Raw genomic sequence first — 20,100 nt, 5'->3', positions numbered from 1 at the left:
TAACATCATTACATTGATCTTTTTTTCGAGAGTACAATTCCTTTATATAATTGAACTGTAATCAAGTAATAAATCGAATAAATTACTACAAAAATAACAAGTGGTAACCAAATACGAGAGTACGGATTGATTAAAATAGGACTAAACATGTTCATACCAAATAATATATGAGTAATCCCGACAATTGCTGGGAATAAAAATATGAAGTATAACTCTTTATAGATTGAGTTTGTTAATAATTCTCGGCGGACAACAATTTTACGAAACGTTTGATAACGTGCCACATCTTTTGATGCTCCCGACAGAACTTTAAACATTAAGCAACTTGCCATCGTTGCTAAAAATGCAACTCCAACGAAGAACCCCATAAACATTAGTCCGCTAGCAAAATCATGACTCACAATATTGTGACGAAAAACCGGGAAAATAATAATAACTAGTTACTATTATTATTTATTTGTCACTTTTAAAGCATCTAACACTATCTTGGTTGCTTCTGCAATAAGCTTATCATCGTGTTTAGCATCCTCTTTATCATGATTAGAAAGTATCGCAAGAACAATTGGTTTTTTATTTGGTGGCCAAATAATTGCGATATCATTTCTGGTTCCATAAGATCCCGAGCCAGTCTTATCAGCTACTTCCCATCCTCCTGGAACTCCGGCACGAATTAAGTTGTCTCCGGTAGTATTCCTTTTCATCCAATCTATTAATAAATCCCGTTTCTCAGTTGAAAGTACATCTCCTAGCGTAAAAGCCTGAAGACTAGTAGCTAATGCCTTTGGGGTACTAGTATCACGTACGTCTCCTGGAGGCACTTCGTTTAATTCTGGTTCAAAACGTTCAGGATTTGTAACGGTGTCTCCTACTTCTCTTAGTGATTTTTTGAATTCACTAGGTCCACCTAATTGTTTAAGAATAAGATTTTGTGCAGTATTATCACTATATCGAAGAGAAGCATCTGCAAGCTCTTTCAGGGTCATACCACTATCAACATACTTTTCTGTAATTGGATTGTAATTAACAAGATCTTCACGGGTATACAAAACTCTTTGATTTAGATCTTCTATTGATTTCTTTTGTAAAAGTACTCCCACAGCTAAAGCTTTGTGGGTAGATGCGTATGCAAACCGTTCATCTGATTGATAAGTAACGGTTTGATTCGTATCAGTGTCCAATGCATAAATACCGAGTTTAGCATCAAATTCTTTTTCAAGTTTAACAAAAGAATCATTACCAGTAATTTCTTGTTTGATTTGATTTGTTTGTTTCGTTTGTTTAGGTAATTCAGATTGAGTATTACCATCAGAACAGCCTATAAGCGTTGCACATGAAAGAAATACTACAGGTACCATCTTTTTGTAATGTAAAATGTTAAAAAACTTGTTTAAGACTATCATACATTTTCAACCTCTTTCAAGAATATATGTTTTTTAGATGTTATACATATCGATACAATTAAAGAGTGTATCGGATATCACTCTCTTGCATCTCACTTTTCATAAAATGAGTGAACTATCATGAACCCCTGTTTTATACGTATACTTAATAGACAACCTAAATAACAAGTTTGTTCCATTTTTATCAGTAGTCGTATCTAGAAATCTAAAAAAGTCCATTTAGAAAATCTAAATGGACTTTTTCACTCATATAATCCTATCTATAGTTAAACGAATAAGATTAAATAAATTTAATTTTTCTTATTTTATCTAATAAACTGTTTAGGCATTTCTTTAACGTGCTTATCGTCATCACGCCAATCATAGGTTTCTTTCTGTGAAACATCTAAAGTTTGATCTCCAATTCTAACAATATTCTTATTTACCCATTCAATATATGGATCTGTATCTGGATAGTTCCAATATATATTTTTCTCTGAATCTGTATCAAGGTTAACTAATTCACCCCTAACAGCATCCGCACTTAATGATCCTGCATTATGAAAATAAGTCTTGATGAGATATTTTCCATCTGGAGATTTCACTGTTCGAATTAATTCCCCTTTTGGAACACCTTGCAAACTAAAAAGTTTCCAATATCCAAATCCAATTATAATTACTAACATAGTAAGTATAGTTAGTAATACTTTTCTTTTCGTTTTTTTAATTTCACCTTTTGTATTTATAATACTCATTCAACTCCATTCCACAGAACGCATACCATATTATACCATTAAATAAATGGTATAATATATCAAAAATAAAAATCCTCCCGTAATAGCATTATAAAAAGGGCATGTGATGGTCTCCCTATTTATAAAGTGAAACTTTAATCACCCTCACCAATCTGGCTGCCCGTTAATGCGGGATAATCATGAAAATTCCCCTTTAAGAAAAAAATAAAAAATCAGACAGTATACTTGAATTGCTCTTCGCAAGAGAATATACTAATAAAGCAGGCTATGACGTTCCTTCCTTCTAACTTCTTTGGCCAAATAGGGATGTTACTTTCCTGCTAAACACATAGGCTATGACAATTCTTCCTTCTTTGTAGAAATTTCAAATTGTTTTAGAGTTGTCAATTCCCTATGAAAAATAATTAGACTATAAAACCTCTTTCTTCTTTGGGATTGCATAAACTTTAGTTTATCAACCATTGATGTAGAGGTTTTCTTTTCTTAATTAACAAATTACCACTTAACAACTAAATGTTATATCCCTAATTTTCCACTAAAAAATAGCTATGTACCCTCTGTGCATTTTTCTACAATTAGTGTGTTTATACATATAAAAATAAAAATCTACCACTGAAAGGAGGACAGTCAGACTATTCCCCTCTTTTATAAGGCGTGAATAGCTGGCGTTCTCATGAAAAATTCTATTTACATAAGAAGAAGTTTGAAAGTAATTATAAAAAGAGAAGAAAATAAACTACCGAACATTTATTTAGCCACTGTTTTAAAAAACTTGGAAAATTTAGGATTTACTTTTTCCGAGCCTTTAATAGAAGAGTTGCAAACACTTTCGGTTGATGCATTCACATCGTTTTACAAAGAATTGGTAAAACATTTAAAAGAAATGGTTGGAGCACATATTCAGTTTACTCCTATGTATCCAAACTTTCCGCAACAAATGATGGATTTAAGTGACGCTGATTTATACATTAATGCCATTATTCATTATGTGACGTTGCGCCTACCTGTATCAAAAGTAGAAGAACGACTCCCTCTTTTAGATAGAGTTGATTTGAAAGTTATTGACTTAGGAAGTGAAGAAGATTTCAATCAAATGATTTCTCAATTGATTAGTGCAAACAGCTCTATTTCCTCAACTGATAAGACGGATGTAGAATGGGCTATTACACACACTGAAGATGTTTCCTGTTTTCTACCTAATGTAATTCCTCATAAGGAAAATATGTCTTTTATAATTGGGGTTTTATTAATAAACAGAAAAATATCAGCCGATGCTGCTGCAAAGTATTTTAAAACAGCAACTGATGTTCTTCGCCTTGCAGTTGCTTTATCTGAAGGCGATGTGAGTTTAGCATCCTCCGTCCGATTCAAGAAGTTTAACCGAGCAGAAAGACGCTTCCTTTTAGGATTGTTAGAGCAATGCGGAAACATTACCGAAGATATGCTTCGATACAAAAAACGTTGGATTCGTTTAGGTGAAATTCTTCATCCAGCAGAATATCATACTCGTTTCCCAAAAACCCACCGAGCATTTGAAGTGACCCCCGAAAGTTAGACAGGTCGTTTCATTAGGCAGCCTCTAGGGCATGAGCCCGGTATTGTACTGGGCTCATACCCTTTAATTTTGCCTTAATTCTTTTATGATTATAGTATTCTATATACTTTGCTAATTCTTGTTTGAAATGTGTTATACTTTCAAATTCTTTTCGATACAGAAATTCCGATTTCATGATACCGAAGAAATTTTCAATAACGGCATTGTCATAACAGTTTCCTTTGCGAGACATACTTTGAGTTATGCCACAATTCTTAAGAGAATGACGGTATTGTTTCATTTGATAGTGCCAACCTTGATCAGAGTGAATGAGGAGTTTATCCGGATTGGTTACACAATAAAGGGCTTGGTCCAACATCGTTGAAACAAGGGAATAGGTCGGTCTTGAACCAATTGTATACGTGATAATTTCACCATTAAATAAATCCAACATTGGTGATAGGTATAACTTCTCCCCAAATAACTTAAACTCCGTAATATCTGTAACCCACTTTTCATTTGGTTTTTCAGCTTGGAAGTTGCGATTTAAAATATTTGGCGCAATTTTCCCAACTGTCCCTTTGTAAGAGCGGTATTTTTTCATACGAACCAGACATTTTAACCCTAATTCTTTCATAAGGCGATACACTTTTTTATGATTTACTTTGTGTCCACGATTCATAAGTTCATCACGAATACGACGATAACCATAACACCCATCGTGTTCATTATAAATAGCTTGAATCAGTTCTTTTACCTCCGCATTTGGATCAGGACGATTAAAACGTTTCATCCAGTAATAGTACGTACTACGTGGAATGTTTGCGAGTTGAAGTAACTCCTTGATAGGAAATTCATGCCTTAACTCGTAGATTACTTGCGCTTTGTCTTGTTTGGTGATTTTTCTTTGTTTTGAACTAAGGCATTCAACTTTTTTAAATATGCATTTTCCATACGTAAACGCTCATTTTCCGCTTGTAAGGCTTCGATTGATCCTTCATCTACTGGCTTTATTTTTTTAACTTTCATGGTTGGACGCCCCTTTTTCTTTGATTGTAGGGCATCCAATCCTCCTGTTTCATAAGCTATTTTCCATTTCCGAAGTGTTTCATAAGACGGTATATTGAAAAGTGCCGCTGTTTCTCTGATAGATGTCCCGTGTTCATTCATATAATAAAGTACATCTAGTTTATACTGGGCTGGGTAGAATGTATAGCACTTTTCAAAGGCCTTTTCACCTGAAGACTCATATCGTCTAATCCACTCACGAAGTACGCTAGGGTTAACTCCTATAGATTTAGCAATTGTTTTTCCACTTTCTGTACCATCTAAATATCGTTTCACCGCTTGGATTTTTTCTTTTGAAGAAAATTTAGCCATAAAAAATGCACCTCCAATTGTTAGACTGTGTCTAACAATTGGGGTGCACTTCAATTTGAGATTCTTCGCAACAACATTAAAGTTGAAACATTTAATGGAAAAATAGAAGCAGCTTTGTTGAATCGTGATATCATGACAGCAAAAAATCTTTTAAAAACTCGCCCGGGGGAATTTGCCAGACGCTTGGATCATTTAATCCGTTTATGTAGTGATAAGTCAACAGATGTTTTCAATATTCTCGAAGATTTTCTAAGTATAATAGGAAACGTTTCTACTCCTGTATTACTTCAACTCACAGCTCATTTTAAGCATCGAAATGATAAAAATGAATTTCGTACCTTTTTTCCAAAGGGAAATGTAGCAAAAGCTATAGGTATCGAAAATACACTTCCATTTATCTCAGAGGATATTTGTTTAATGATTGTAAAAATGTGTGAAGATACTTTAAAAAATCGCTTCGCAGAACTTCCAAGTCTCGGAAAAGTATTTTTGGATGAACAGTTAAAAAATCACTTAGTTCCCTTCTCTCAACGTTCAGCCAGCAAAGCGCTTCGCACATTATCTCGAGGAAGTAAAGTAGATTTGCCAGAAGGAGATACGATTCGTTTTTTCCTATGGTGGAAAGAAGGCTATGTGAATGGACAACATACAGGACGTGTTGACATTGATTTATCTGCTGCAATGTACGACGAAGATTGGCAATACAAAGAACATGTATCCTTCACGAACTTACGTTCAAAAAATTTCAAAGCCTACCATAGCGGAGATATTACTTCTGCACCAAAGGGGGCATCTGAATTCATTGATTTCGATATTCCGTCTGTGCTGAAATATGGTGCACGCTATGTAGTAATGACTTTGCTTTCTTACACAGACCAACCGTATAAAGATTTACCAGAATGCTTTACTGGTTGGATGGTTCGTCAATATCCTGGTTCAGGTGAAATATTTGAACCTTCTACTGTTCAAGATAAAGTGGATATTACTGCCGACACCCAAATCTCTATTCCAGTTATTTTAGACTTAAAGGAACGAAAATTGATTTGGACAGATTTGTCTCTTACGAGAGATCTAACTTATGATAATACCATCGAGGCTAATCAAAAAGGTATGATACTAGTTGGGAAGGCTTTAACTAATTTAGTTAAACCGAATTTATATGACTTGTTCCGATTACATATTGAAGCTAGAGGTGAACTCGTTCAAGACATCGAAGAAGCAGAAAGCATTTTTTCTTTGGATAAAGGGATTACTCCTTTCGATATTGAAAAAATAATATCTGATTTTATAGCTGACTCAAAAGGCTAACTACATTACAAACATTGATAATGCGTGGAAAATATCGATGTATAATGTCTATGTGAAACAGGACCTGATAGATGCATATCAGGTCCTGTTTTTTATTTAGTAGATACTAAATAGTCCGGTTAATCACTATTCATCTAAATACACGATACTAATAAAGTGAAATTTATTCGAAAGAAGTTTATTAGTTAATATGTATCTAATTAAGAAACAGTCATATACCAGCCCAAACATCTTTTCCATATCGCCCTTCATCTTGCACACGATCCAACCAATTTCTTGCTTCTTGTTCACTGACTTCATGAATTTCTTGATACGCTTGACAAAGGGTATCTTCTACATCCGGAGCCATTTTACTTCCATCACCACATATATAAAGATGAGCTCCATTATCTAATAACGAAATTAAATTGATTCTATCTTGTTTTATTAAATGCTGTACATATGTTTTTGGATGTCCCTCTAGACGAGAAAAAGCTGTGTGTAAAGAGATTAATCCATCTCTTTCATCATTTTCTAGTTCTGTACGATAAAGATAATCTTTTTCAGGATGACGACAACCAAAATATAGATGTGCTTCTCCTAAGTTAATACCTTTTTGCTTTTGAACACGACGCGCTTGCAAGAATCCACGGAATGGTGCAATTCCAGTACCTGGCCCAACCATAATAATTGGTGTTTCTGGATCTTTAGGTAATTCAAAGTTTGATTGTGGCGTTCGAATGAAACAGATAATCTCATCTTTATTATGACGCTGAGCTAAGTAATTAGAAGCGACTCCTTCATATGTCCCTTCCCCACTCCATGCAGGCGCATTAACAACACCGACCGTAATGCTCAGACGATTCTGTACAACGAGTGGAGAGCTTGAAATAGAATAGTAACGCGGTTTGAGCGCAGGAAGAAGTTCTAAAAAGCGTTCAAATCGGATTTCACAAGCCTCATACTTTTCAAGAAGGTCCAACATTGAAATCCGTTTCTTTAGTATTTGTTCATGGTAAACTCCTTCTTCTAATAATGCTTCCAATTCTTTTTTATGAGGAGGACATGCTGTGAATGTTACCATTTCTCGTATTTGTGCTCGAGTGGCTGCTTCTTGAACTTCAACACTATAACTAAGAAGGTCCAATAAACTAACAGGACTGTCTAAAGGTATGTGATTTATACTTCGTCCACTTGCACTCAGTATAACTTGATCCTTCCCATTTAATCCAAAGCGTCTTAAAATTCGGTTGATATTTTTCTCGCTATTAACTGGCAGCACTCCAAGGTGGTCTCCTTCTTTATATGTAGCGCCTTCCGGCAAGGATACCTCGATATGTCGTGTACTTCTATCACTGCTGGATGATTGGAGTTCACGATTTTCTAGTATAGACGCATAAACTGCTTCATATGTTCGTGCAAGAGGAGATCCTCCAAGACGACTGACAAATTGCAGACTCAAAGTACTGCGCTCTTTTTCCATATTTTTGTTGAGCTCCAATCCAAATGCCTTCATCGCATCAGACCACATGCTTTGTTTCCATTGCTCGAGCTGTTCCTCAAAATCACCACTTGCATCTGCTTCTCCGCGTTTAGAAAATCTTGTTGCTCCTTTTTGAGCCATCTGCTCATCAATGTATCTTGGAATCCGTTGATAGGTACTAGCCCAATTATGATCTCCACAACCAAAAACTGCGTATTGAACCCCTTTTAGCTCATCTGTTTTTAGTTCCTCCAACCATTGCACAAACTGCCCTGCATTACTTGGCGGTTTTCCATTATAAGAAGAAGTCACAATAAGTACCGCTCCTTCTTTTGGCAAACTTCCAATTCGATCGTTAAGAGCTACCACTTCCGTTCGAACCCCTTCTAAACTAGCTGTATCTGCTAATTCTCTTGCAATACCTTCTGCTACCCCTGTATCCGAGCCATACAGAACAAGAAGTGAAAGATTATCGGCCCCAATAATAGAAGGTGTCTTCTGAACGTGCTGCTTAATTTCATCGTTTTTCAGCTTGTCCTCTGTAGGTGCAAGAGCAGTAGGATGGCTAATAGTTTGTTTTCGGGGTAGAATCCTAATCTTAAAATCACCGGGCTTTAGCGTTAATGTTTGTTTTACATCCTGCTGATAGTTTTGATAATCGATTAATTCAAAATGTTGAAGAAGCATTCCCATTACAAGAGTGGCTTCATGAAGTGCAAATTGCATACCGATACATGCTCTCTGGCCATTTCCAAATGGCTTATAAGCATGATGAGGAACCTTATCCAGCTCTTCAAATCGTTCAGGTTGGAATTCTTCCACATTGTCTCCCCATGCATCTTTATCCCTATGTAGCTGTGGAATAAGAACAGAAATACGATCTTCTCCTTTCTTAATTGGGTATTTCCCGCCAATCACTGTATCTTCTTTTGCATAGAGACTGAATGCTGGAGCGGTAGGCCATAGACGCAGTGATTCATTTAAAATCATCCGTATATACTTCAGTTTCATAACTTGTTGGTATGTTGGAGTAGGATCTGTCAAAACACGGTCTACTTCTTCATAGGCTTTTTTCAATTTATCCGGATTCTTTAATAAAAAGTAAATTGCAAAAGATAACAATCCACTTGTTGTCTCATGCCCAGCTATTAAAAAAGTGATAATTTGGAAACGAATGTTTTCATCATCTAATTTTTCACCAGTTTCCGGATCTTGTACATTTAACATACGGGAAAGTAAATCATTTTCTTCCTGATCTCCACTACTTTTACGTTCAGCAATAATATTATCTACTAAAGAAAACATAGACTGGATATCATGCTGAAATTGACGTTTCGTTCTCCACATAAGTTTGTCTTCTATATCTAACCGCTGTAATTGGTGCATCGCCTCATCTAGAGCACGGGTCATGCTAGTAATAAAAGGATGAGGGGTCTCACGATAAAAGCTATTAAATCGGTAATTAAAACCACATAGACCAATTGTATCTAACGTAAGACGAGTCATATCCTCCGGAACATCCACGTTTTCATTCGGATTAAGCCGTGCCCATTTTTGAACGAGTTGTACAGCAATATCAACCATCATAGCATGGTAATCTTTCATTGCCCGTTGGCTAAATGTAGGCATCAAAATATTATGAGCTTTTTTCCAGTTAGGCTCGTGAGTCTCGCTTGTAAATAATCCGTCTCCAGCAAAGGCGCGAACTTTTGCTAAAGCACCCTCTATACTTTTATCGAACCGTGTTTCGTCACAGACTTCTGCTACCAGTTCATGTCCGGAAACGACAATAATGGTATCACTTAAAGTTTGAATTTGAAAAATGGGACCATACTCTTCCGCTATCTTGATAAAGGATAGGGTCGGTTTATCTTTATCGATTAATGGGAGATTACCCAGCGGTCCATATGTTTTCGGCTGAGGAATGGCAGATACTTTTTTTTCCATTTAAAACACCCTTTCAAAAAAGCATGAAATAACATATCCCATTTAATAAAGAGGAAATAGCAACTAATCGCCTGGGATAAAGATATGTAATTGATTACCTTATTTTATCTTTTCCCTAACTATTCATGATTATGATATTACGTATAAGCTTGGCAATTAGACTTATAACTTGTAGAAAAATACTAAATTAAAATGAAGCGAATAAATATAGTTGGAGCCTTTTAATGTTGGTGTTAAAAGATAATCTAAACTTGTAATGTTTATGAGAAATTGCAAACGGATCTCATCTCTTGTATTTGTTTATAAAAACGATTATTTTGATTCATTTTTCTTCTAAAACACCCCAAAAATAGAGAAGTTGACGAGCTTAAGATTGTAGTATTCGAAAAATCAGTAGTTTAGTTAAACCAATACGATAAGCAAGTATACCGTGTTACTAATGAAAGAGGACCTGATATGAACATCAGGTCCTCTTTTACTATATAATTATTTCCCTGCTTCTTTTAGTTCTTTTCCAGCTTTAAATACCGGCGCCTTAGCAGCAAAAAACTTGTTGGAATCATTATCAAGCGTTTTATTTTTCTCTACCGATTTAGCTTCTCGACAGCTTCCGCACTTGTATCTACACGTTTAACGAAAAAAACTAATAGTAGTGCAACAACATTCATGCCAAGCGCTACATAAAACGAATATTGAATTCCAGATAATAAAGCCTTCTGAGTTACTATTGCCTTCGTAGTTTCTGTAAAGGTTGTTGGATCTATATGAGACATTAAACTTTCAGCTTTTGTTTTTGTTACAGAGTTCATAATCGTAACAAGAATAGCAGTACCAATCGAACCGGACACTTGTTGAGCCGTATTATTAACAGCTGTACCGTGCGGGTTTAAGCGAGTTGGCAATTGATTAAGACCATTTGTCATAAGTGGCATCATAACCATCGCCATCCCAAACATCCGCAGTGTGTAGATAAGAATAATATGTGTGTGACTAGAGTCAATTTGCAGACTTGCCAACATATAAGTTGAAACAGCTGTAATGGAAAGCCCCACTATGCCAAGAATCCGAGGACCATATTTATCAAATAGTTTACCTGTAATTGGTGACATAATCCCCATTATAACCGCACCTGGAAGCATCATCAGTCCAGAGCTCAGCGGAGAAATGCCACGGACGTTTTGTACATAAGCTGGTGTTAAAATCATACCCGAAAACATGGCCACCGCGTTGACAATTGCAATTACAGACGCAAGTGCAAACATTGGGTACTTGTAAACACGTAAATCCAATAACGGCTCATCCATTTTTAATTGACGAATAATGAAAGCAATTAGGGCAATTGCGCCTATGATTAAGGTTGTTAAGACAACTTTATTTGTCCAACCATCGGAGCTTGCAGAACTGAATCCATATAACAAACCGCCAAAACCGACAGAAGATAATAGTAATGAGAGATAATCAAGTTTTGCATTTTTGTTTTGTTTCATGACATTCTCAGATTTCCAAATCCCTAACAGTAAGCTAATGATTGCTAACGGTAAAATCATTTCAAAAAGCAAACGCCAGTCATAATACTCTACAATATAACCTGATAGTGTCGGCCCAATTGCTGGAGCTGTAATCATAACTAGTCCAAAAATCCCCATTGCTGTTCCCCTTTTTTCTCTTGGAAAGCTTACTAGCATAATATTCATTAACAAAGGTCCCATAACTGAAGAGCCTGCCGCTTGAACCATCCGACCAGTAAGTAATAAACCAAAGTTAGGTGCTACAGCCGCTAAGGCAGTACCAAGAATAAAAATCACCATAGATGTAATAAATAGGCTCCTATTCGAGAAACGCGTTATTAAAAATGCTGAGGCCGGAATTAATATACCACTTACAAGCATATACCCTGTAGAAAGCCACTGGATCGTTGAATAATCTTGAATGTTTAAATCTTTCATTATTGATGGCAAGGCTACATTTAAAAGGGAGTTATTTAGAAATGAAACAAATGCCCCAATAAAAAGGATTACAAGCATTACATATGGTGGTTTTCTTTTATGTAATGTTTCACTCATATATTTAATTGCCCCTTCATTATAAATTTCATTGATTCGTTTAAATCGTTTACATATTTGCACAAGAAAACATTACCCTTACAGTATTTTGCCAAACTCTTCGAATGGATATTCTCTTTTTAGCAATTCCACTTGCTCAACATACCATTTTAAAATCTTTTTGTTGATTAAACCTTTATAAAAATGTTTGTTAACGGAATTTAAATTAGGCTGAAATACAAAAAAGAAGCAACTGAAAATCCCCTTCTAAAATAAAGTGAAACTTTACATCAATGGGAATTTTACAGGCAGCGAGAAAAATCAAAAAGACTACGCACCCATTCCTTTAAATACAGGCTTGTAGATCTAGTTATGTAACCATCCATAAAAAGGAATATTACATAGGCTAAGTCTAACATTACATTTTTAAAGTGAGGAGAATAAGCGTATGGACCAATATTGGTATTTGAATTCAAAGGGAAATGGGCAACAATATACTAACCAAATTTCATTATATTCACAGCCCGAAATAACTACATCTGAGGTAATGAATGATTTGAAGCTTCCTGAGAATTGGAGTTACCGAGTCTATCCAGTTAGTTGGGATTCATCAGCCAATTATACGGGGTTCAATCCCCAACCTCCTCCCTTCTCTTGGGGGCAGCAGCCAATTAATTATGCAGAGATACTACCACAAGGTCACCCTGCTAATTGGACTCCATTACCAGGTCATGCAGGTTTTAATTTTCAAAAACCTCCCTTCCCCTGGGCGCAACCATTCAATCATACAGGGATGTTCGCACAAGGTCATCTCGCAGCTTTACTATCGCCGCCAGCTAAGGCTTTTAAATTCAATACCAATAACGGGGGTATTTTCGGAAACTCTCCAGGATGGGGAGGACAGATAAGTCCCATGGGATGGGGGAATAACGGAGGTTACGGGCAGCTGGGAATGATTGGAAACTTACTTACAGCAGGAAAAGGTACCATGAGTGGAATAGGAATGATCAGTAGTCTAATCGGGATGGGGAAGTTCTTCTTTTAGTTAATTAGAACAGGAGAATGTGGCTGTAGCTTTAATCAACCACATTTAAGGACAGTAATCTCCCACCTAACTTCCTAGCATAGCATTCGCGGAAATTTTAGGTGGATATGTATTATTACAAGTTACTGTTTTACTTTGAGTGCTCCTTTACTTTCTTATCAAGTGCCTTACTATAAGCATCTTTGTTTTCCTGTGATAACTCATAAATTGCTTTTTTCCAATGCTCTCCGTCTACACCTGATAAAAATTCAGTACCTTTCATTGTAGCTTCTTGAATCTTCTGTTTATCTTCTTTACCAGCATCCTTAATTAACTTCGTTGCTTTTCTTGCCTCTGTTACCCCTTCTTGTATGGATTTGTGAATGTCTTTGTATGTATCAGGTACTTTTATGTGTTCCATATTGTCTAAAATTTTATCTATCTCGTTTGATGTTTTTAAAACAGCTTTTGCTTTTTCTTTGTCCTTTAAGGATTCTCCTAAGTTTAGTAACAATTCATCCTTCTTAAATTGGAACTCTACCACTTGCTCACATATGTAGTACAGATACTGTTGTTCAGAAATTACTGTTTTCGTTATTGCTTTACTAGTTTGCTCAGTCTTATGAGTAGAATCTTTATCTCCTACCTCGCATCCGACTAACAGCATAAATGGAACTGCTAACGTTACTAGTTTCTTTGCTCTCATTATGTATTCTCCTTGTAGAAAGTATTGTAAGTAATTAACATATCAAACTATAACATACATTACATTATGGTTCACTTCCATTACGCTTTTAAAATGTAAAATAAGAATACACCCCATAAGCCACAAATAAGATTAATAGAATAGAAATGCCGAGTACCGTATATATAATCCATTTTAAATTTGAATTCATATCATCCTCCCGCCTCCCAGCAATTCCATTATATAACAAAAAAGCATTGGATACCCAATGCTTTTTACACTTAAGCAAATAAAGAAGTATTCGCATATAAAGCTGGTGAACCACCTGAATGTACGAATAAAATATTGTCTTCCTTATTAAATTTACCTTTTCTAATTAAATCGATTAATCCCGCTACCGCCTTACCTGTATACACTGGATCAAGTAAAATACCTTCTGTTTTCGCAAGTAACTGAACTGCCTCTACCATTTCCGGCGTTGGTAACGCATATCCTGGCCCTACATATTCATCAAAGCACGTAACAGCGTCGCGCGGGATAAAGTTTGGAATACCAACGTGTGCTGAAGTTTCATCTACAAGTTTTGCTACTTTCTCTTCTTGCTCAGCTTTTCCTCTACTTACGTTAATTCCGATTACAGGAATCTGGCTTTGCGTTCCAGAAAAACCAGTAATTAAACCGGCATGCATACCGCCGCTTCCACTTACACAAACAACTGAACTGAAATCAATTCCTTGCTCAAATGATTGCGCCATAATTTCTTGGGCACAAGCAACGTATCCCATAGCACCCGTAGGGTTTGATCCACCAACTGGAATTACATATGGTGTATTCCCTTTTTCACTTACTTCTTTTGCTACTTTATGCATTTCTTCCATAAGATCTGCTCCGTTCGGTACAACAATTACATTTTCAGCACCTAATAAGTGATATAAGAAATAGTTCCCGTTAAAGTCTCTCTTCTCTTCTGGCTCAAGCCCTTCCTCTAATACAAGGATACATTTCATTTTTTCTTTTACCGCAGCAGCAAGTGTCAGGCGGCAATGATTTGACTGAATACCACCAGCTGTAATTAACGTATCTGCACCATTTTCCTGTGCATCTGCAACTAAAAATTCTAATTTTCTCGTCTTATTGCCACCAGCTGTTAAACCAAGTAAATCATCTCGTTTAAAATAAATAGTCGGGCCACCAAGTGCTTCAGAAAAGTTGTTTAACTTTTCAATTGGTGTATATGATTCTGTATATTTTTTTCTCGGGAATTTAGCTAAATTCATTGTAACGCTCCTTTTGTACTTCTTTCACAATATATGTAACGTTACTATTATTACACGTAAAAATGGTGAAGTCACCTTTCTCGGTTAAAAATGTATTAGAATTTCGTTTTGATAAGTAAAACCGTATTAATGATTTTAACTTAATTACGGTACATGAAATTTACATCAACGATTTTTCAAATATATCGTTCATTCCTTACAATATATCAACAATTTTTCAAATGTATCTATCGTAACTTGCAATATATCAACGATTTTCTTAATATATCGATCTATCGACAAAAAACGACAGACAGGCACCTCCTTTCTCATCAACAAAAAAAGAGCCTACACATTCAAATGCAGACTCCCTCCAATCACTTATTTACCGAAAAACGAAGTAACTGTGTTAATCCCGGCTCTAAATTCATTTCACCTTTATGGCGTACGTATACGACTTTATCCCCATCAAATTTCGGAGGGTTTGCTTTACTATACGTATGCCACTCATTCGTTCCTTCTATAGAATACTCCATATATTCAGTTGCACCGACAATTATATTTTCACTATCATCTGCCGTTACATTTGGTGCCATCTGCGCAATTTTTGAATCACTAATTAATAACTTCTTTATATCCTTATCACGTTTGTAATCGTAAGCTGTCACAATTACATCGTTACCATATGCTTTCACTTGTAACCCTTGTTTAAATGAATAGCCATCTGGAGCAGTTTTCTCTCCTCCATTTGGCCCTGCTGACATCCAGCCTGTTTCAATCCCGCCCGTATTTACAACAGTGAAACCTTTTTCATCTCCGCCTTTAATTTTCTTTTTACCAGCCCAGTCAGGTAAGTTTAAATCCCAATGCGTATGACTCGTGAAGAAAACAACCTGCGGATAGTCTTTTAATATATCGTACAATTTATCCACGTTTAAATAATCTTGTAAATATGGTGATTGTCTTGATCCAGATACTGTATCAGGTAAAACGTGATGAGAGAAAATAAAGATTGGTTTATTTTTATCTTTTTGACTATACTCTTCTAAATTTTGTTTTAACCAACCTAATTGCTCATCACTCATATATACTTCATCCCACATTTTTGAATCGTGGTATTTCATATATTTTTCAGTTCCTAAAAATAAAAGTGGATAGCCATCTAATTCTTTTTTATGATATACCTTTTCTTGTCCACTAAATTTCAGATAGCGGTTAAATAAAGTTTCCTCAGTTACACTATTTGGCCATGTACTTTGAGAGAGTTTCCCATCTGCTGTCCATTTACCAGCATAAAACTCATGATTCCCAACAGTAGACCATACATTTTCTGGATGCTTATTTTTATTTAACACACGCTTTACATCATCATATTGTGACTGTTGTCCAGTCGGCGTTATATCCCCATTCATAATAAGCGCTCTAGAAAGTGGCGTTACTTTATTCATATCTTTTAATACGTGATCAAAATCTCCTAAATCACCTTGAATGTCACTAATAACATTAAAAGTTGTAGCTGATTTTCGAACTTGCTCTTTCCCTTCCGCATGTGCTGAAAATGTCGGTAATAATGCCGCCATAACTGCTAACGAAGCAACTGTCTTTTTCATACAAATTCTCCCCCTAATAATAGAATGTACCAACTGACATATTCTGCTTCTCTTAGGTGCTTGTCCAATTCACATTATAGGGGGAGATTGTAAAGATTAATGGAATAAAAAATTAAGTGTTTTTTAAGAGATTTTGTCTTTTCTACACACTCCACAATTAGCAATTCGCGCCAATCTAGCTTTTTAGTCTTTAACATTACATAAATGTAAATGAATATGATGAATCTCTTAGTTTAATATGTTGTCTTTTTAATCTCTGTTATATAACCGCCACAAAATATGCTATCTTTTCAAGTTTTCTTTCTTTAATAAACGTTACTCCTCTTTTAATTAGCCTTAAAATTGTAAAGTGGCTTAATAATATGTTTAATATCAATTGTTTCTTTTGTATTCTCAATAATTTCATCCATTGGCTTATATACCATTGGTGCTTCATCTAAAGTACTTTCTGCAACAGATGTAGTCCAAACCTCTGTCATTGTATTTTGAAAATCCTCTAAGTTAAGTACTTCTTTCGCCTTCTTGCGACTCATAATACGCCCTGCTCCATGAGGGCCAGAAAAGTTCCAATCTGGATTTCCTTTACCAAATGCAATGATTGAACCATCTCTCATATTGATTGGAATGATTACTCGTTCATTTTTCTGAGCTGAAATAGCACCTTTTCGTAGAATCATATTTTCCATATCGATGTAGTTATGAATTGTAGTGAATTGATCGGTTACTTTCCAATCCATTTTAGTGACGATTTCATCAATCATTGCCTTACGATTTAACTCTGCATATTTTTGTGCAATTTTCATATCATTCATGTAATCTTTAAATCCTTGTCCTTCTAAATAAGCTAATTCTTTGCGAATCACCGGTTTCTTAATTTCACGTAAAGCTTCATGTATTTCTTGTTGTCTACCTTCTTTCGTTAAACGCTCAATCAGTTCTTCTTTAATAGATTTAACGTTTATAAGTTGCTCGTAAGCAAAGTTTTGATAATACTCTGCTACTTGTTTCCCTAAATTACGCGAACCACTATGAATGACAATGTATACATTTCCTTTATCATCCTCATTCAGTTCGACAAAATGATTGCCCCCGCCAAGTGTACCAATACTTTTTTGAGCACGTTGCAATGTAAACGGGGCTCTTACACTATCAAAATCAATCATTTTTGAAAATCTATGTTCCTTATCTCGAATACGAAAACCACTTGGGACAAATTTACGTATCGTTTCGTCTAAGTGATCGAAGTTGATTTCCTCTTTTTTCTTATTAATCATAACAACTTCCATGCCACAACCAATATCGTACTTACCTCTCAGTTTCCTGAAAGAGTGGACTATACCTTCTCTACAGTCATCGAGATATGCAGTCTCTACTGTAGGCTCACCGTATTAATTATTCCTCTTCAATTCAAAATAGATGAGGAATAATTCTGTACCTTAGTCTGCTAACATGGTACAAGTCTCTGAACCATTCGATTATGTCACCATAACCACTGGCTGCTGATTGCCCTCGCCTTTTATCGTTAGGGTTCCCAGTCAATTGAGTGAGTAGTTTAAAGTCTGAGCCGATTAGTTAACCCCGACTAAATTAGGAACAATCTTATCTTGAATTGTCATTGTTGTCCCAATCGTGCAACCTGCACCCGCATGTGTATCTGGCATAATACGAATCTTGCTATCCTTTACGAATTCTTGGTTACAAAGATCAATAATTTGACCTGCTGCAGTTTTTTCTACATTCGTAGTAAACACTTTTGCTTCATTGTATTTCCCTTGTAATTTCAACATCTTCTATTTCCCCTTTCCTTTAGTTTCTACAAAACATTAATTTATATATATTTATAATTATATTTTCCACCACTACAGCTCATTTCCTTTTTTATAAAAAAAGACACAGAGATTCCTCCCCATGCCTACTAATTTCCTACCTTTTCACCGCATGCACATAATGCACTGTCTCAAAAGCTTTCAAATAATCGTTTCGTCCTTCAAAATATAATTTATTTATGTCTTCTGGCGATAAATGTTCATAAATGAGTAAGCCCGCCTTCTCTAACAGTGCTTCCATTTCGGCATAAGAAAAACATGATTTCATCGGTTCTCCGCCTACCGCAGCCATTTTTACCATATTTTCAACTCGATTGGACAGTCCCTTTTCCGTAAACAAGTTTTCATCGGGATAATCGAAAACGATAGAACTTCCTGCCGGAACCACCTCAAATAAACATTCTATTAAACTAGAAAGTTCCTCTTTCGTTAAATAGTACGTTACACCTAATAGACTAAAGAACGTCTTTTTATTTTCAAATCCTTCATTCCGTAACTGCTCATAGAAAAATCCTTTCGTGAAATCCATCGAAACAAAATGAAGGTTATTTGGAACTTCAAGTTCTACTTCTTTTATTCTTTCCTTCTTAAACGCCTGCGTAGAAGGATGATCCACTTCAAATATTTCTATTTTATTCTCTAACTCTCGGTTTCTAAAACTGAACGTATCTAAGCCTGCACCGAGTATGACGTATTGTTTCGCTCCTAATGTAATTTCATGTAGTAATACTCTTTCACAATATGCGGCACGTGCTAAAGGTGTTGGTGATAACTGAACTTGTGTAATCCATTTTAATATTTCTTTTGGATTGTCTTGAAACCGCTCTGCAATGTCTGTATTGAAAAAGTGAATCCCTTGAACCATGTTCGTTTCAATATTGTTACGTTCTTTTGGCGATATGAATTCTTTAGCGATATAATCATCAAAGACCTTCGGATTATCAAATTCACTATGATATGCCCTGCTGAAAGCTGATACTAACGACGTTACACTTGCTTCACCTTGTTTCACGTACATACACTCTCCTTCATTTTTACAACAAAAATAGGGTTCCCCTGGCCAGGAGAACCCTATTATACACTTTATTTTTATATTGGTAAATTATAGCATAAATAAGTTTTTTTGTCAAGTTTTCAGCCTACTAACGCTCAACAATTTGTGTAATCTCTAGCAGGAAGATTTCGATCTACACCGAATATTCCAGTTCATAACAATACAAATGGAGGGCGTCATAAAAAGATTAGTCATCATTACAGTTGGAAAAACACACAGTGGAAAAACTACATTTGCAAGAGCATTAGAAAAAGAGTTACCCCACTCTTTCGTTATGGATCAAGATAAACAAGCTGAATTTATTAACACGCATGATGAAAAATTACAGCCGGCTGAAGGTGCTAATACATTTAAGCACGGTCTTTCTAAATTCATTGTTGATTATGCGAAAGAACATACAAATTTACACCTTATTATTAGTAACTCCAATCGCAGTAAAAATGGAAGGTTATATTTACTAAACGAATTATTTCCACAGAATGAATATGTACGCATACTCGTTCATTTTGACATTCCAGATGATGTACTTTACGAAAGAGTGGCTCGAAGCACGCGAAGTACCAATATTTTTAGAGGTGGATATTCTAGTTTCAAAGAAGTATTTGATCAACAACAAACTGAATCACTTCACGATGATGTGGTAGATCCTATAGAAAATGAGGCTGATTATTTGTTTGTTATTCGCAATAATAAAGATATAAGCTTTACTATTGAAGAAATTGTTCATCTAGCTAAAGATTTATCCCCTACTCCAAAATAAGAGATTATAAAAATTACATAATCATAGATTATTATGCAAATACTTCCTCTAGGCAGCGCAGATGGTATATAATGATGG

13 protein-coding genes and 3 pseudogenes are annotated in these 20,100 nt (G+C 35.6%); 4 read left to right on the top strand and 12 right to left on the bottom strand.

Features of this window, described 5'->3' with window-relative positions:
• Nucleotides 1-8: 8 nt before the first annotated feature.
• From QCI79_RS24655 to QCI79_RS24645, 3 genes and pseudogenes are all read right to left on the bottom strand, one after another.
• Nucleotides 9-404, bottom strand: a pseudogene (locus QCI79_RS24655) (ABC transporter permease); the annotation flags it as partial.
• Between the two features lie 45 nt (nt 405-449).
• The gene (bla, locus tag QCI79_RS24650) at nt 450-1,400 is read right to left on the bottom strand and encodes a class A beta-lactamase (protein ID WP_000636457.1); all 951 of its coding nucleotides are present in this window, start codon (nt 1,398-1,400) and stop codon (nt 450-452) included.
• 305 nt (nt 1,401-1,705) lie between these two features.
• Entirely contained in the window at nt 1,706-2,134 is a 429-nt protein-coding gene (locus tag QCI79_RS24645; protein ID WP_000022542.1) for a DUF5412 domain-containing protein, read from the bottom strand.
• Nucleotides 2,135-2,807: 673 nt separating this feature from the next.
• Here QCI79_RS24645 and QCI79_RS24640 point away from each other — a divergent pair.
• A pseudogene (locus QCI79_RS24640) lies at nt 2,808-3,674 on the top strand (cytoplasmic protein); the annotation flags it as partial.
• 28 nt (nt 3,675-3,702) lie between these two features.
• Here the strand turns inward: QCI79_RS24640 and QCI79_RS24635 are convergent.
• Nucleotides 3,703-5,048, bottom strand: a protein-coding gene (locus tag QCI79_RS24635; protein WP_209291797.1) for an IS3-like element ISBth10 family transposase whose coding sequence is annotated in 2 segments (ribosomal slippage) — nt 3,703-4,607 and nt 4,607-5,048 — 1,347 coding nt in all. Because the reading frame shifts where the segments join, the coding sequence is not laid out codon by codon here.
• A 54-nt stretch (nt 5,049-5,102) separates the two neighbouring features.
• On the opposite strand from QCI79_RS24635, the pseudogene QCI79_RS24630 reads away from it, so the two are divergent.
• Nucleotides 5,103-6,356, top strand: a pseudogene (locus QCI79_RS24630) (TerD family protein); the annotation flags it as partial.
• A 211-nt stretch (nt 6,357-6,567) separates the two neighbouring features.
• On the opposite strand, the gene cypD reads toward QCI79_RS24630, so the two are convergent.
• Complete coding sequence (gene cypD / locus QCI79_RS24625) at nt 6,568-9,765, bottom strand: bifunctional P-450/NADPH--P450 reductase (protein WP_021727775.1); 3,198 nt, start codon at nt 9,763-9,765, stop codon at nt 6,568-6,570.
• Nucleotides 9,766-10,349: 584 nt separating this feature from the next.
• The gene (locus QCI79_RS24620; RefSeq protein WP_000005138.1) at nt 10,350-11,828 is read right to left on the bottom strand and encodes a DHA2 family efflux MFS transporter permease subunit; all 1,479 of its coding nucleotides are present in this window, start codon (nt 11,826-11,828) and stop codon (nt 10,350-10,352) included.
• A 427-nt stretch (nt 11,829-12,255) separates the two neighbouring features.
• On the opposite strand from QCI79_RS24620, the gene QCI79_RS24615 reads away from it, so the two are divergent.
• Nucleotides 12,256-12,852 (top strand): hypothetical protein, encoded by a 597-nt coding sequence (locus QCI79_RS24615; RefSeq protein WP_000373141.1) that lies wholly within the window; start codon nt 12,256-12,258, stop codon nt 12,850-12,852.
• A gap of 130 nt (nt 12,853-12,982) precedes the next feature.
• On the opposite strand, the gene QCI79_RS24610 is transcribed toward QCI79_RS24615, so the two are convergent.
• The 6 genes from QCI79_RS24610 to QCI79_RS24585 all read right to left on the bottom strand — a co-directional run bounded on the left by QCI79_RS24610 (nt 12,983) and on the right by QCI79_RS24585 (nt 19,226).
• On the bottom strand, nt 12,983-13,537 hold the full coding sequence (locus QCI79_RS24610) for a hypothetical protein (RefSeq protein ID WP_001201799.1): 555 nt from the start codon (nt 13,535-13,537) through the stop codon (nt 12,983-12,985).
• Nucleotides 13,538-13,797: 260 nt separating this feature from the next.
• Nucleotides 13,798-14,793, bottom strand: coding sequence for a D-cysteate sulfo-lyase (cuyA, locus tag QCI79_RS24605; protein ID WP_001046617.1), 996 nt, complete (start codon nt 14,791-14,793; stop codon nt 13,798-13,800).
• Between the two features lie 356 nt (nt 14,794-15,149).
• The gene (locus QCI79_RS24600) at nt 15,150-16,382 is read right to left on the bottom strand and encodes a DUF4073 domain-containing protein (protein ID WP_021727774.1); all 1,233 of its coding nucleotides are present in this window, start codon (nt 16,380-16,382) and stop codon (nt 15,150-15,152) included.
• Nucleotides 16,383-16,708: 326 nt separating this feature from the next.
• Nucleotides 16,709-17,668, bottom strand: a complete 960-nt coding sequence (locus QCI79_RS24595) for an RtcB family protein (protein WP_000454390.1) — start codon at nt 17,666-17,668, stop codon at nt 16,709-16,711.
• A 282-nt stretch (nt 17,669-17,950) separates the two neighbouring features.
• Nucleotides 17,951-18,169 (bottom strand): RtcB family protein, encoded by a 219-nt coding sequence (locus QCI79_RS24590; RefSeq protein WP_000916240.1) that lies wholly within the window; start codon nt 18,167-18,169, stop codon nt 17,951-17,953.
• Between the two features lie 136 nt (nt 18,170-18,305).
• Entirely contained in the window at nt 18,306-19,226 is a 921-nt protein-coding gene (locus QCI79_RS24585) for a class I SAM-dependent methyltransferase (protein ID WP_000289379.1), read from the bottom strand.
• A 214-nt stretch (nt 19,227-19,440) separates the two neighbouring features.
• Here QCI79_RS24585 and QCI79_RS24580 point away from each other — a divergent pair, with 214 nt between their 5' ends.
• A complete protein-coding gene (locus QCI79_RS24580) occupies nt 19,441-20,022 on the top strand; it encodes an ATP-binding protein (RefSeq protein WP_031303583.1) in 582 nt (193 codons plus the stop codon).
• Nucleotides 20,023-20,100: the final 78 nt, after the last annotated feature.

The organism is Bacillus cereus group sp. MG1, assembly GCF_040460035.1.
Classification (GTDB): Bacteria; Bacillota; Bacilli; order Bacillales; family Bacillaceae_G; genus Bacillus_A; species Bacillus_A cereus.
Note: the sequence above shows the minus strand (reverse complement) of the source record. Positions and strands in the feature narration are given on the sequence as shown.

Coding starts and splice junctions, on each gene's coding strand:
- bla (WP_000636457.1), bottom strand. CDS start 1,400: ATGATAGTCTTAAACAAGTTTTTTAACATTTTACATTACAAAAAGATG.
- QCI79_RS24645 (WP_000022542.1), bottom strand. CDS start 2,134: ATGAGTATTATAAATACAAAAGGTGAAATTAAAAAAACGAAAAGAAAA.
- cypD (WP_021727775.1), bottom strand. CDS start 9,765: ATGGAAAAAAAAGTATCTGCCATTCCTCAGCCGAAAACATATGGACCG.
- QCI79_RS24620 (WP_000005138.1), bottom strand. CDS start 11,828: ATGAGTGAAACATTACATAAAAGAAAACCACCATATGTAATGCTTGTA.
- QCI79_RS24615 (WP_000373141.1), top strand. CDS start 12,256: ATGGACCAATATTGGTATTTGAATTCAAAGGGAAATGGGCAACAATAT.
- QCI79_RS24610 (WP_001201799.1), bottom strand. CDS start 13,537: ATGAGAGCAAAGAAACTAGTAACGTTAGCAGTTCCATTTATGCTGTTA.
- cuyA (WP_001046617.1), bottom strand. CDS start 14,793: ATGAATTTAGCTAAATTCCCGAGAAAAAAATATACAGAATCATATACA.
- QCI79_RS24600 (WP_021727774.1), bottom strand. CDS start 16,382: ATGAAAAAGACAGTTGCTTCGTTAGCAGTTATGGCGGCATTATTACCG.
- QCI79_RS24595 (WP_000454390.1), bottom strand. CDS start 17,668: ATGGAAGTTGTTATGATTAATAAGAAAAAAGAGGAAATCAACTTCGAT.
- QCI79_RS24590 (WP_000916240.1), bottom strand. CDS start 18,169: ATGTTGAAATTACAAGGGAAATACAATGAAGCAAAAGTGTTTACTACG.
- QCI79_RS24585 (WP_000289379.1), bottom strand. CDS start 19,226: ATGTACGTGAAACAAGGTGAAGCAAGTGTAACGTCGTTAGTATCAGCT.